This window comes from Microcella sp. (assembly GCF_046296455.1).
In the GTDB taxonomy this organism is placed as follows: domain Bacteria; phylum Actinomycetota; class Actinomycetes; order Actinomycetales; family Microbacteriaceae; genus Microcella.
This window is the reverse complement of sequence record NZ_JBKBLF010000021.1, coordinates 1-12470: the sequence shown is the minus strand read 5'-3', so window position 1 is coordinate 12470 and position 12470 is coordinate 1. Positions and strand designations below refer to the sequence as shown.

General features: G+C 69.8%; 13 protein-coding genes. 2 read left to right on the top strand and 11 right to left on the bottom strand.

Going from position 1 to position 12470, the window contains the following annotated elements; all coding sequences use genetic code 11:
• Positions 1-55 precede the first annotated feature (55 nt).
• The 8 genes from atpA to ACK4HH_RS10625 form a co-directional block, all read right to left on the bottom strand.
• A complete protein-coding gene (atpA, locus tag ACK4HH_RS10660; RefSeq protein WP_409651540.1) occupies positions 56-1690 on the bottom strand; it encodes a F0F1 ATP synthase subunit alpha in 1635 nt (544 codons plus the stop codon).
• Between the two features lie 61 nt (positions 1691-1751).
• Entirely contained in the window at positions 1752-2543 is a 792-nt protein-coding gene (locus ACK4HH_RS10655) for a F0F1 ATP synthase subunit delta (protein WP_409651538.1), read from the bottom strand.
• Positions 2544-2545: 2 nt separating this feature from the next.
• On the bottom strand, positions 2546-3103 hold the full coding sequence (locus ACK4HH_RS10650) for a F0F1 ATP synthase subunit B (RefSeq protein ID WP_409651535.1): 558 nt from the start codon (positions 3101-3103) through the stop codon (positions 2546-2548).
• Positions 3104-3116: 13 nt separating this feature from the next.
• Positions 3117-3350, bottom strand: coding sequence for an ATP synthase F0 subunit C (atpE, locus tag ACK4HH_RS10645; protein ID WP_409651532.1), 234 nt, complete (start codon positions 3348-3350; stop codon positions 3117-3119).
• Between the two features lie 60 nt (positions 3351-3410).
• Positions 3411-4253 carry a F0F1 ATP synthase subunit A gene (atpB, locus tag ACK4HH_RS10640; protein WP_409651530.1) on the bottom strand — a complete coding sequence of 281 codons (843 nt, stop codon included), beginning with the start codon at positions 4251-4253 and terminating at the stop codon, positions 3411-3413.
• Positions 4254-4380: 127 nt separating this feature from the next.
• The gene (locus tag ACK4HH_RS10635) at positions 4381-4857 is read right to left on the bottom strand and encodes a hypothetical protein (RefSeq protein WP_409651528.1); all 477 of its coding nucleotides are present in this window, start codon (positions 4855-4857) and stop codon (positions 4381-4383) included.
• On the bottom strand, positions 4854-6131 hold the full coding sequence (locus tag ACK4HH_RS10630; protein WP_409651526.1) for an MraY family glycosyltransferase: 1278 nt from the start codon (positions 6129-6131) through the stop codon (positions 4854-4856). The genes ACK4HH_RS10635 and ACK4HH_RS10630 overlap by 4 nt, the downstream gene beginning before the upstream one ends.
• Positions 6128-6805, bottom strand: coding sequence for an L-threonylcarbamoyladenylate synthase (locus tag ACK4HH_RS10625; RefSeq protein WP_409651524.1), 678 nt, complete (start codon positions 6803-6805; stop codon positions 6128-6130). Before ACK4HH_RS10625 ends, ACK4HH_RS10630 begins: the two co-directional genes overlap by 4 nt.
• A 34-nt stretch (positions 6806-6839) precedes the next feature.
• Here ACK4HH_RS10625 and ACK4HH_RS10620 point away from each other — a divergent pair, with 34 nt between their 5' ends.
• Positions 6840-7463, top strand: coding sequence for an HAD family hydrolase (locus tag ACK4HH_RS10620; RefSeq protein WP_409651521.1), 624 nt, complete (start codon positions 6840-6842; stop codon positions 7461-7463).
• A 29-nt stretch (positions 7464-7492) separates the two neighbouring features.
• A complete protein-coding gene (locus tag ACK4HH_RS10615; RefSeq protein ID WP_409651519.1) occupies positions 7493-8656 on the top strand; it encodes a N(5)-(carboxyethyl)ornithine synthase in 1164 nt (387 codons plus the stop codon).
• Positions 8657-8792: 136 nt separating this feature from the next.
• Here the strand turns inward: ACK4HH_RS10615 and prmC are convergent, their stop codons facing one another.
• The 3 genes from prmC to rho all read right to left on the bottom strand — a co-directional run.
• Positions 8793-9656, bottom strand: coding sequence for a peptide chain release factor N(5)-glutamine methyltransferase (gene prmC, locus ACK4HH_RS10610; protein WP_409651517.1), 864 nt, complete (start codon positions 9654-9656; stop codon positions 8793-8795).
• A 10-nt stretch (positions 9657-9666) separates the two neighbouring features.
• Positions 9667-10749: a peptide chain release factor 1 gene (gene prfA / locus ACK4HH_RS10605; RefSeq protein WP_409651514.1), complete on the bottom strand. Its 1083-nt coding sequence runs from the start codon at positions 10747-10749 to the stop codon at positions 9667-9669.
• A 7-nt stretch (positions 10750-10756) separates the two neighbouring features.
• A partial coding sequence (gene rho / locus ACK4HH_RS10600) for a transcription termination factor Rho (protein WP_409651512.1) occupies positions 10757-12470 on the bottom strand: 1714 nt, incomplete at its 5' end.

Genomic DNA, 12470 nt, shown 5'->3' with positions numbered 1-12470 from the left:
GCTGTCGTGGTCGATCGCCGGGGATGGGGCGGGCGCGAGACGCCCGCCCGCAGTCCTACTTCTTGCGGCGGACGATCTTCTCCTGGTTGATGTCTTCGGCCTCGACGGCGTCGAACTGCTCGCTGCCGGCGTGCACGCCGCCCTCTTCGCCGCCCTGGAAGGCGACGACGAACGCGTCGACGGCCTTCTCGAGCTCGGCCTCGGTCGCGTCGTCGAGAACGTTGGTCTCGCGCAGCGTCGTGAGGATCGAGGTGTTGCGACGCAGGTGGTCGAGCAGCTCGGCCTCGAACCGCAGCACGTCGTCGACGTCGACGGTGTCGAGCTTGCCCTTCGTGCCGGCCCAGATCGAGACGACCTGCTCCTCGACGGGGTAGGGCGAGTACTGCGGCTGCTTGAGCAGCTCGGTCAGGCGAGCACCGCGCGAGAGCTGACGGCGGCTGGCCGCGTCGAGGTCGCTCGCGAACATCGCGAAGGCCTGCAGCGAGCGGTACTGCGCGAGCTCGAGCTTCAAGGTTCCGGAGACCTTCTTGATGCTCTTGACCTGGGCGTCGCCACCCACGCGCGAGACCGAGATGCCGACGTCGACCGCGGGGCGCTGGTTGGCGTTGAAGAGGTCGGACTGCAGGAAGATCTGGCCGTCGGTGATCGAGATCACGTTGGTCGGGATGTACGCCGAGACGTCGTTGGCCTTGGTCTCGATGATCGGCAGACCCGTCATCGAGCCGGCACCGAGCTCGTCGGAGAGCTTGGCGCAGCGCTCGAGCAGACGGGAGTGCAAGTAGAAGACGTCGCCCGGGTAGGCCTCGCGCCCCGGCGGGCGGCGCAGCAGCAGCGAGACGGCGCGGTAGGCCTCGGCCTGCTTCGACAGGTCGTCGAAGATGATGAGCACGTGCTTGCCGCCGTACATCCAGTGCTGGCCGATAGCCGAGCCGGTGTAGGGGGCGAGGTACTTGAAGCCAGCGGGGTCGGAGGCGGGAGCGGCGACGATCGTCGTGTACTCCATGGCACCGGCCTCTTCGAGCGCGCCCTTCACGGCCGCGATCGTCGAGCCCTTCTGGCCGATGGCGACGTAGATGCAGCGCACCTGCTTGTTGGTGTCGCCCGACTCCCAGTTGGCCTTCTGGTTGATGATCGTGTCGATCGCGATAGCCGTCTTGCCGGTCTGGCGGTCGCCGATGATCAGCTGACGCTGGCCGCGGCCGACGGGGATCATGGCGTCGATCGCCTTGATGCCGGTCTGCAGGGGCTCGTGCACGCTCTTGCGCTGCATGACGCCCGGCGCCTGCAGCTCGAGGGCGCGACGGCCCTCGCTCGCGATCTCGCCGAGGCCGTCGATGGGCGCGCCGAGCGGGTCGACCACGCGGCCGAGGTACGCGTCGCCGACGGGCACCGAGAGCACCTCGCCCGTGCGAGTGACCTCCATGCCCTCGACGATGCCGGTGAACTCACCGAGCACGACGACACCGATCTCGTTCTCGTCGAGGTTCTGGGCGAGGCCCAGGGTGCCGTCGGCGAAGCGAATGAGCTCGTTGGCCATGACGCCCGGCAGGCCCTCGACGTGCGCGATACCGTCGGCGGCGTCGATGACGTGACCGACCTCGGTGGCGACGGCCGTGCCCGGGGCGTAGGACTTCGCGAAGTTCTTCAGCGCGTCGCGGATCTCGTCCGGGCTGATCGTGAGTTCTGCCATGTTCTTCCCTTTTCGTTCGAGCACCCCTGCGGCTGCTCGTCTGGTATCTGGTGGGCTGCGCCTAACCGGCCAGCTGAAGCTTCACATCGGCCAGGCGCGAGGCGATGCTGCCGTCGATGACCTCATCGCCGACCTGCACGCGCACACCCCCCACGAGCGAGGGGTCGACGACCTGGTTGACCACGTGGTCGCGGCCGTAGCGGCGCGCGATGCTCGCCGTGACCGCCGAGAGCTGCGTCGCCGAGAGCGGGCGGGCGACCGTGACGGTCGCGATGCCCTTGCCCGCGGTGTCGGCGACCGTGGCCGCCGCGCTGCGCACGAGCTCGCCGATGCGGCGGCCGCGCGGCTGCTGCACGAGGTGGCCGGCGATCGCGAGCGTCTGCGCCGAGGCGCTGCCGCCGAGGAGGCTCTGGACGAGGCTGAGCTTGCCGGCCGCGGAGTCGCGCTTGCTGCCGATCGCAAGCTCGAGCTCAGCATCCGACGTCACAGCGCGACCGAACTCGAACAGCTCGGCCTCGATGGCACCGGGAGCCGTCGCCGTCGCCGCGATGGCCCGGATACCCAGCTCTTCGAGACCGGCGAGCAGATCGTCGCCCGTCGACCAGCGGCTGCTCACCACGACATCGATGAGACCGCGCGCGGTCGCACCGACCTCGCCGAACACGGCGGCGACGAGCGCCTTCGTGCCCGCGGCGTCGCCCGAAGGGTTCGCGAGCGCGCCGAGGAGCTGCGTCGAGCCGCCGATCGTGCGGGCGGCGGCGAGCAGCTGCTCGCCCGTCGCCAGGTCGACGCCCTTCGCGTCGGCCAGCGCGGAGCGGGCCGACTCGAGAGCACTGCGCGTCGCGGAACCCATCGCTACTTGGCCGCCTTCTTGCTGGAGGCGGTGTCGTTCTCGAGGTCGGCGAGGAACCGGTCGACGAGCGCGGTCGCGCGCTTGTCGTCGGCGAGGCTCTCGCCGATGACGCCGCTCGCGAGATCGAGGGCGAGCGAGCCGACCTCGGCCCGCAGCGAGACGAGCGCCGCCTGGCGCTCGGCCTCGATCTGCTGCTGGGCGGTCGCCGTGACGCGGGCCGCCTCGACCTGCGCCGCCTCTTTGAGCTCGGCCAGGATGGCGTTGCCCTCGGCGCGTGCCTGCTCGCGGATCTTCGCCGCCTCGGCGCGACCCTCGGCGAGCAGCGCGTTGTACTGCTCGAGGGCGGCCTTGGCCTCGGCCTGCGCCGACTCCGCCTTCTCGATGCCGCCCTCGATGAGCGCGGCGCGCTCGTCGAGCGTCTTCTGCATACGAGGAAGAACCACGCGCCAGAAGAGCAGCAGGACGAGGATGAAGGGGATCAGCGAGTAGACGATGTCGTACCACGCCGGAAGCAGCGGGTTCGGCGTCTCTTCCGCCGCGATGATGAGCTCTGCGAGCATGTGAAGGACTCTCCTAGACGAAGATGAAGTACGTCGCGATGCCGATGAACGCGAGCGCCTCGGTGAAGGCGATACCGATGTACATGAGCACCGTCAGGCGGCCCTGCAGCTCGGGCTGACGGGCGACCGACTCGATCGTCTTGCCGACGACGATGCCGACGCCGATACCGGCACCGATGGCCGAGAGGCCGTAGCCGACGGTCGCGATGTTGCCGTTGATCTCAGCGAGAACCGTGTTTGCGTCCACGAGGGGTGTTTCCTTCCGTATCGGAACCGGGCGTGCGGGTGCGCGCCCGGAGGGTCGTTCCTAGTGCTCGTCTGCCAGCGCGAGCTGGATGTAGACAGTGGTCAAGAGGGCGAAGACGTAGGCCTGCAGTACCGAGACGAGGATCTCGAAGAACGTGAAGGCCGTGCCGAACGCGAGCGTGACGGCGCTCGCGGCGATCCACCAGCCGCCCAGCTCGACCATGAAGAACGCCGTGGCCGAGAAGAAGAGCACGAGCAGCAGGTGGCCGACGATCATGTTCATGAGCAGTCGGAGCGTGAGCGTGACGGGCCGCAGCACGAACATCGAGATGAACTCGATGGGCGTCACGATGATGTAGAGGAACGGGGGCACCCCGGGCGGGAAGAGCGCGTTGCGCAGGAAGGCCCAGGGGTGCTTGCGCAGGCCCGCCCAGATGAAGGCGATGTAGGCGGCGACCGCAAGCACGAGCGGCAGGCCGATGACCGAAGTGCCGGCGATATTGATGCCCGGCACGATGCCCGTGAGGTTCATGAAGAGCACGAGGAAGAAGATCGTGGTGATGAGCGGCAGGAACCGCTTGCCGTCTTTCTGCCCGAGCAGGTCTTCGACGATGCCCTTGCGCACGAACTCGAGGCCCATCTCGATCGTGCCCTGGAAGCGGCCGGGCACGAGCTGCATCTTGCGCGTGCCGAGCCAGAAGAGGATGAAGATGAGGGCCACGATGACGAGCCGCAGCAGCATGATGCGGTTCATCTCGAAGAACTCGTTGCCCTCGAAGAAGATGGCCGGCGGGAAGAAGTCGAGGATCGACGGACCCTTGAACTCCGGAGCGTCCGTCGCGGGAGCGGTCGCGAAAGCGAGGGCGGGGATCAGGGCGGCAGCGCTCAGGGGAGTCTCCAGCATCGGGGCGAAACGGTCGGCTTCGCGGCGATCGGCGGCGGTTCCTCCACCCTACCAAGAGAACGGGGTGCCGTCGTACGCGCATCGGGCGTTCGCGAGCGGTTCGAAGGGCCCTCTCAGGGCCCGCGCCTCACAGCTCGGGGATCTCGTCTTTGCCCGGCAGCCGCACGTCGCTCACGTAGGGCAGGCGCGAACGCGTCACCGCGACGATGTCGGTGACGAGGCCGCCGACGACGGCCGCGACGAGGCACACGAACAGCACGACCGGCTCGACGAACGTCGCATCGCGCAGCGTGAAGACGAGGACGAGGAACACAATGAACTTCAGGATCCACGCGCCGATGACGATGCCGAAGTAGGCGGGCGACAGCAGATCGCTGCCCGTGACGCGATCGGCCAGCAGGATGCTCGCCGCGGTCAGCGCGAGGAAGACGAAGCCCATGCCGGCGCCGATGAGCGCGCTCAGCATGCCGGGCAGCTCGGCGACGAGCGCCCCGGCCACGCTGCCGATGATCGCGATCGCGAACGACAGCGCTGCGCCGTAGACGAGGGCTCGGCGCAGCACGGGAGCGGCGGTCGAGGGACGGGGGTCGGGCAGCGCGGTCATCGGGACTCCTCGGGTCGCAGAGCAGGGTCGGCAGGGGCGGTCGGGGCCTCGATGAGGCCCGTGGCGACGGCATCGGCCTCGAGCGACTCGTCGTCGAGCGCGGCGGGGGCCGCGGCATCCAGCGGATCGAAGCGCGCGAGCGCCTCGTCGCTCTCGGGCGCCGACTGCGCGACCGCCTCGATGCGCTTGCGACGGCTGAGCGGCGCGAGCGTCACGAGCGTGCAGGCGACGAGCCCGACGACCATCGCCGTGAGCGCCCACCACCAGGCGAAGAACAAGAAGAGCAGGGCTCCGAAGGCGACGACGGCCGTCCACGCGTAGAAGATCAGCACGGCGTGGAAGTGCGAGTGGCCCATGTCGAGCAGGCGGTGGTGCAGGTGCTTGCGGTCGGCACTGAAGGGCGACTTGCCCGCGCGCAGGCGCCGCAGCACGGCGAGGCCGAAGTCGAGCAACGGCACGATGAGCACCGCGAAGGGCAGCAGCAGCGGGATGAACGCGGGCACGAGCTGGCTGCGATCGATGCCCGGGTCGATCTGCCCCGTCACCGAGGTGGTCGAGACCGCCATGAGCATGCCGACGACGAGGGCTCCCCCGTCGCCCATGAAGATCTTGGCCGGGTGCCAGTTGAAGGGCAGGAAGCCGGCGGTCGCGCCGAGCAGCACCGCCATGACGAGCGAGGCCAGGTTGAAGGCCGTCTGCGCGGTGTCGATCGAGAGCAGGTAGCTGTAGATGAAGAAGACGGTGCCCGCGATGATCGTGACGCCCGCGACGAGGCCGTCGAGTCCGTCGATGAAGTTGACCGCGTTCATGACGAGCACGACCGCGAGCACCGTGATCACGAGCGACATCGTGGGCGAGAGCAGCGTGATGCCCCCGTCGGGGCCGATCGGCAGCGAGGTGAGCTGCAGGCTCGACCAGGCGAGGAACCCGGCGATGAGCAGCTGGCCGGCGAGCTTCGTCATCCAGTCGAGGTCGTAGAGGTCGTCGACCACGCCGAGACCCAGCATGATGAGCGCCGAGGCGATGATCGCGATGATTGGGAACGGGTCGGCGTAGACCAGGTCGAACCAGCTGATCTGCGAGGCGATCGCGAGGGCCACGACGATGCCGATGACGATGGCGATGCCGCCCAGGCGCGGCGTGGGCGTCGTGTGCACATCGCGCTCACGGATGCCCGGGTAGAGCTTGAAGCGATGGCTCAGCCGCAGCACCCCCCACGAGGCGCCGAAGCTCACGAGGCCCGCGATGAGGGCCACGAGCAGGTAGAAGGTCACGACACCAGCTCGGCGCCGGCGACGCGGATGATCTCGTCGTCGGGGATCACGCCGTGGCGCACGATGCGTAGCTTGCCCTCGGGCAGGTGCAGGCTCGTGGCATCGACGATCGTCGAGCCGGGATCGGCGCCGGCCGGGAGGGTGCCGCCCACGGCACCACCGTCGAGGTAGACGCTCACGCGATCGCCGAGCATCGCGAGCGCCTCCTGCGCGGTCGTCGCGGCGGGCATCCCGCTGATGTTGGCGCTCGAAACGGCCAGTGGACCAGTGTCGGCGAGCAGGTGCAGGGCGTGCCGGTTGTCGGGCATGCGCAGGGCGACCGTGCCGCGCGTCTCGCCGAGATCCCAGGCGAGCGACTCGCGCGCCTCGACGATGACCGTGAGCCCGCCGGGCCAGAACTCCTTCACGAGCGCCTCGACCACCTCGGGCACACTCTCGGCGAGCGCGTTGAGCGTGGGGATGCCCGGGATGAGCACGGGCGGCGGCGCGTCGCGCCCGCGCTCTTTCGCGTCGAGAAGGCGCTGCACAGCCGCCGGGCGGAAGGCGTCGGCCGCGAGCCCGTAGACGGTGTCGGTGGGGATGACGACGAGCTCGCCGCGACCGATGGCACCGCGGGCCGCCCGCAGACCCTCGAGCAGCTCGCTCTCGACAGAGCAGTCGTACACGGTGGTCATGATGCGTTCATCGTACTGGGGCAGACTGAGGGGTGTGACCCTGCTCTTCGTGTTCGACATGGACGACGTTCTCTACGACTACCGCTGGCGCGACCGCATGGACGAGCTCACCGCCATCACGGGCCACGACCTGCACGAACTGCGTCGCCGCTGGTGGATCAGCGGCATGGAGTGGCAGGCCGAGGCGGGCGACCCGAGCGATCCGGACGAGTACCTGCGGCGCGTGACCGAGGTGATCGGGGCGCCGGTGTCGCGTGAGGAGTGGGTCCGCATCCGCGCCGAGGCGACGCACGCGCGGCCCGCCGCCCTCGACGCCGTGCGCCGCGCCGCCGAGCTCGGGCAGGTGGCCCTGTTGACGAACAACGGCATCCTCATCCACCACCACCTGCACGAGGTCGCGCCCGAACTCGTGCCCATTATGGGGCGCGAGAACATGCACGCCTCGTCGTTCTTCGGTGCGCGCAAGCCCGACCCGCTCGTGTTCGAGCGCGTGCTCGCCCACTATGGCGCTGCCGCTGCCGACACGTTCTTCGCCGACGATCTCGTCGAGAACGTCTCCGGCGCCGAGTCGGTCGGCATCACCGGGCACGTCTACATCGACGAGGCCTCGCTGCTCGCCGCGATCGAGGCCTTCGCTGCCGAGGCTCGCGCGGCCTAGGCCTGGCAATCCCCGCTCTACAGTGGGGCATGAGCACAACGGAATCGACCAACGGACTGCTGCACCTCGGCGTTCTTGCCACCTCGCGCAAGCCGGACGAGCACCGGCTGCCGATTCACCCCGCGCACCTCGAGCGCATCGACGCTGACCTGCGCTCCGCCATGAGCTTCGAGCGCGGCTACGGTGCCCGATTCGGTATCGCGGATGCGGAGCTCGAGCCCCTCGTGGGCCCTCTCGTCGACCGGGCCGAGGTCATCGCCCGTGCCGACGTCGTGCTGCTGCCGAAGCCGCAAGCCACCGACCTCGAGGATCTGCGCGATGGTCAAACCCTGTGGGGCTGGCCGCACTGCGTGCAAGACCGTGCGATCACGCAGCTCGCGATCGACAAGAGCCTCACGCTCATCGCGTGGGAGGCCATGAACCACTGGCGCTCTGACGGCGGATTCGGCCTGCACGTCTTCCACAAGAACAACGAGCTGGCGGGCTATTGCTCGGTCATCCACGCGCTGCAGCTGTGCGGCTCGACGGGCGACTACGGCCGGCGCCTGACCGCGGTCGTGATCGGATTCGGGGCGACCGCGCGCGGTGCGGTGACGGCGCTCAATGCGCACGGCATCCACGATGTGCGCGTGCTCACGAACCGCGACATTGCGGCCGTCGGCTCGCCCATCCCCTCGGTCGACATCGTGCAGTTCGAGCACGACCCCGAGTCGCCGTTCGCGAGCACGGTCAACACCGACGACGGCCCGGTCGCTCTGCCCGCCTACCTCGCGGCGAATGACATCGTCGTCAACTGCACGCTGCAAGACCCGAACGCTCCCCTCACCTACCTGCGGCTTGACGACCTCGACGCCTTCCGGCCGGGCAGCCTCATCGTCGACGTCTCGATCGACGAGAGCATGGGCTTCAGCTGGGCGCGCGCCACCTCGTTCGCCGAGCCGATGATCACCGTCGGCGGGTCGACCAACTACTACGCCGTCGACCACAGCCCCTCGCTGCTGTGGAACTCGACAACGTGGGAGATCAGCGAGGCGCTCTTGCCGTTCCTCCGCACGGTCATGGAGGGCCCGGCGTCGTGGGCGGCGTCGGACACTATCGCCCGCGCGATCGAGATCGAGGATGGCCGGGTGCGCAACGAGGCGATCCTGCGGTTCCAGGGGCGGTCGGTGGAGTACCCGTACGCGGTCGCCTGAGCTGCACGCGCCCGTCGACCCGCGTTGCCGAATCGTACTGACTCGGACAGTTCGCACTGTCGCATACGTGCGAGGTGTCCGAAGCAGTACGACGTGGTGGGCGCGCTGACGGGTGCAGGCGGGGCGGCGCGCCGGACTAGCGATGCGCGGTCGTCGCGCGGTCGCGGCCGAGCAGGTCGCGGTGTGATGCCACGGCGGTGAAGCCGCCCGCGCGCACGAGTGCGGCGATGGCCTCGGCCTGCAGTTCGCCGTGCTCGATCACGAGGGTGCCGCCGGGTCGCAGCAGGCGGTGCGCCGTGACGACGAGCGCCCGCACGGCGTCCAGCCCGTCGGCACCCGAGTAGAGAGCGTGCTCGGGGTCGAAGAGGCGCACCTCGGGGTCGCGCGGAACCGCGCCCACGGGGATGTAAGGCGGGTTGGAGGCGACGACGTCGACGGTTCCGTCGAGCTCGGGCACCGCATCCGCCAGATCGGCGAAGACGAGCCGCACGCGGTCGTCGCCGTAGCGGCGCACGTTGCGGGTGGTCCAGACGAAGGCGGGGGCCGAGTTCTCAACGGCCACGACCTGCGCGTGCGGCACCTCGACGGCCATCGCGAGGGCGATCGCTCCGCTGCCGCTGCCGAGGTCGACGGCGAGCGGGCTCGCGCTCGGCACGGCCGCGAGGGCGTCGATCGCGAACTGCACGACGAGCTCGGTCTCGGGCCGGGGCACGAACACGCCCGGCCCGACCGCGAGCTCGAGCGTGCGGAACGGCGCGACCCCCGTGATGTGCTGCACGGGTTCGCGCGTCGCTCGTCGCTCGGTGTACTCGGTGATCGTCATGACCTGCTCGGCGTCGACGGGCGCGCCGATGAGGGCTTTGGCCTGCACCTGCCCGCGGCTCATGCCGAGCACATGCCCGATGAGCAGGTCGGCGTCGGCCTCGGGCGTCGGCACGCCGGCCTCGGCGAGAACGCTGACGGCGTGCGCGCGCAACGCCGCGAGGTCGGGCTTGCTCACGGTCGGCAGATCAGGCGTCGGTGTCGCCGAGAGCCGACAGCCGCGCCTCTTCGTCGAATGAGATGCACGACTCGACCACGGGCGCGAGCGCGCCGTTCATGACGGCGTCGAGGTTGTAGGCCTTGTAGCCCGTGCGGTGGTCGGCGATGCGGTTCTCGGGGAAGTTGTAGGTGCGGATGCGCTCCGAGCGGTCCATGCCGCGGATCTGGCTCTTGCGCGCATCGCTCGCGACCGCGTCACGCTCCTCCTGCTGGCGCGCGAGGATGCGAGCGCGCAGCACGCGCATCGCCGCCTCGCGGTTCTGCAGCTGGCTCTTCTCGTTCTGCATCGCCACGACGATGCCCGTCGGCAGGTGGGTGATGCGCACGGCCGAGTCGGTCGTGTTGACCGACTGGCCGCCGGGGCCGCTCGAGCGGTAGACGTCGATCTTGAGGTCGTTCTGGTTGATGTCGACCTCTTCGGGCTCATCGACCTCGGGGAAGACGAGCACGCCCGTCGTCGAGGTGTGGATGCGCCCCTGCGACTCCGTCGCCGGCACGCGCTGCACGCGGTGCACGCCGCCCTCGTACTTGAGGCTGGCCCACGGGCCCTCAGCGGGATCGCTCGAGCTGCCCTTGATGGCGACCTGCACGTCTTTGTACCCGCCCATGTCGCTGCGGGTGGCGTCGAGCAGCTCGACCTTCCAGCCGCGCGACTCGGCGTAGTAGCTGTACATGCGCAGCAGGTCGGCCGCGAACAGCGCCGACTCCTCGCCGCCCTCGCCGCCCTTGATCTCCATGATCACGTCGCGCCCGTCGTCCGGGTCGCGCGGGATCAGGAGCCGGCGCAGCTTCTCGGCGCGCTCGGTCACGGCCTGCTCGAGCGCGGGCACCTCGTCGGCGAACGCCTCGTCGTCCTTGGCGAGCTCTCGAGCCGCGACGAGATCGTCGGAGGCCTGCTGCCACTTGCTGTGGGCATCCACGATCTGGCTCAGCTCGGCGTAGCGCCGGTTGAGCTTCTTGGCGCGCGCGGCATCGGCGTGCACGGCGGGGTCGCCGAGCTGCTCTTGCAGCGACTCGTGCTCGGCGATCAGGGCGCCGACCGATTCGAACACGACGTCCCTAGCCGTCAGCGTGCGTCGACGCCTGCGGCAGCGACTTCTGCACGGCCACGAGGAACTCGACGTTCGAGGCGGTGTCCTTCAGCTTGCCAAGAACAAGTTCCAGCGCCGCTTGGGTGTCGAGGCTCGCGAGCGCACGCCGCAGCTGCCACGTGACGCGCACCTCGTCGGCGCCGAGCAGCATCTCTTCGCGGCGCGTGCCCGAGGCCGAGATGTCGACGGCCGGGAAGATGCGCTTGTCGGCGAGCTGGCGCGAGAGGCGCAGCTCCATGTTGCCGGTGCCCTTGAACTCTTCGAAGATCACCTCGTCCATCTTCGAACCGGTCTCGACGAGCGCGGTGGCGAGGATCGTGAGCGAGCCGCCGTCTTCGATGTTGCGCGCGGCACCGAAGAAGCGCTTCGGCGGGTAGAGCGCGGCCGAATCGACGCCGCCCGAGAGGATGCGCCCACTGGTCGGCGCCGTTACGTTGTACGCGCGGCCCAGGCGGGTGATCGAGTCGAGCAGCACGACGACGTCGTGCCCGAGCTCGACGAGGCGCTTCGCTCGCTCGATGGCGAGCTCGGCGACCGTCGTGTGGTCTTCAGCGGGGCGGTCGAAGGTCGAGGCGATGACCTCGCCCTTGACCGAGCGCTGCATGTCGGTGACCTCTTCGGGGCGCTCGTCGACGAGCACGACCATGAGGTGCACCTCGGGGTTGTTCTTGGCGATCGCATCGGCGATGGCCTGCAGCACGAGCGTCTTGCCCGCCTTGGGCGGCGAGACGATGAGGCCGCGCTGGCCCTTGCCGATCGGCGCGGCGAGGTCGATGATGCGCGTCGACAGCGTGCCGGGAGCGGTCTCGAGACGCAGTCGCTCGGTCGGGTACAGCGGCGTGAGCTTGCTGAACTCGACGCGCGCGGCGGCCTCGTCGACCGACTGGCCGTTGATCGAGTCGACGCGAACGAGCGCGTTGTACTTCTGGCGGCCCTGGTTCTCGCCCTCGCGCGGCTGACGGATGGCGCCGACGACGGCGTCGCCCTTGCGCAGCCCGTACTTCTTGACCTGGCCGAGCGAGACGTAGACGTCGCTGGGGCCCGGCAGGTAGCCGGTGGTGCGCACGAAGGCGTAGTTGTCGAGCACGTCGAGGATGCCCGCCACGGGGATGAGCACGTCGTCGTCGCTGATCTCGGGCTCGAGGTCGTCGCCCCCGGGGCCGCGCTTGCGGTCGCGGCCGCGACCGCGGTTGCGGTTGCGCCCGTCGGCGTCTTGCTCGGCACGGTCGTTCTGGGGGCCGCGGTTCTGCTCGGCGGCGCGCGCGGTGCCCTCGGCACGCTGCTGCTCGCGAGCCGACTGCTGCTGGCCGCCGTTCTGCTGGCCGCCGTTCTGCTGGCCGCCGCCCTGCTGGGCGCCGTTCTGCTGCGTGCGGTTCTCGCCGTTCTCGGCGCGGTCGGCGCCCCGGCGGTTGCGGTTGCGGCTTCGGTTGCGGCCGCCGGCGGTCGCGGACTCGTCGCCCTCGCCTTGCTCGCCCTGCTCGCTCGCGGCGGCGGTATCGGTCGAGGCCGGGGTGCCGGCCGGCTGAGCGTCTGCAGGCTCGGCGGCGGCGGCGGTCGCCGCGGCGTCATCGGCAACCGGCGCGGCGTCGGCAACCGGAAGCGCGGTCAGGGTGTCGCTCGTCACGCGGCGCGAGCCACGGCGGCGGGGCGCCTCGTCGGCGACGGGCGCGGCGGCCGGCTCG

Coding starts and splice junctions, on each gene's coding strand:
- atpA (WP_409651540.1), bottom strand. CDS start 1,690: ATGGCAGAACTCACGATCAGCCCGGACGAGATCCGCGACGCGCTGAAG.
- ACK4HH_RS10655 (WP_409651538.1), bottom strand. CDS start 2,543: ATGGGTTCCGCGACGCGCAGTGCTCTCGAGTCGGCCCGCTCCGCGCTG.
- ACK4HH_RS10650 (WP_409651535.1), bottom strand. CDS start 3,103: ATGCTCGCAGAGCTCATCATCGCGGCGGAAGAGACGCCGAACCCGCTG.
- atpB (WP_409651530.1), bottom strand. CDS start 4,253: ATGCTGGAGACTCCCCTGAGCGCTGCCGCCCTGATCCCCGCCCTCGCT.
- ACK4HH_RS10635 (WP_409651528.1), bottom strand. CDS start 4,857: ATGACCGCGCTGCCCGACCCCCGTCCCTCGACCGCCGCTCCCGTGCTG.
- ACK4HH_RS10625 (WP_409651524.1), bottom strand. CDS start 6,805: ATGACCACCGTGTACGACTGCTCTGTCGAGAGCGAGCTGCTCGAGGGT.
- ACK4HH_RS10615 (WP_409651519.1), top strand. CDS start 7,493: ATGAGCACAACGGAATCGACCAACGGACTGCTGCACCTCGGCGTTCTT.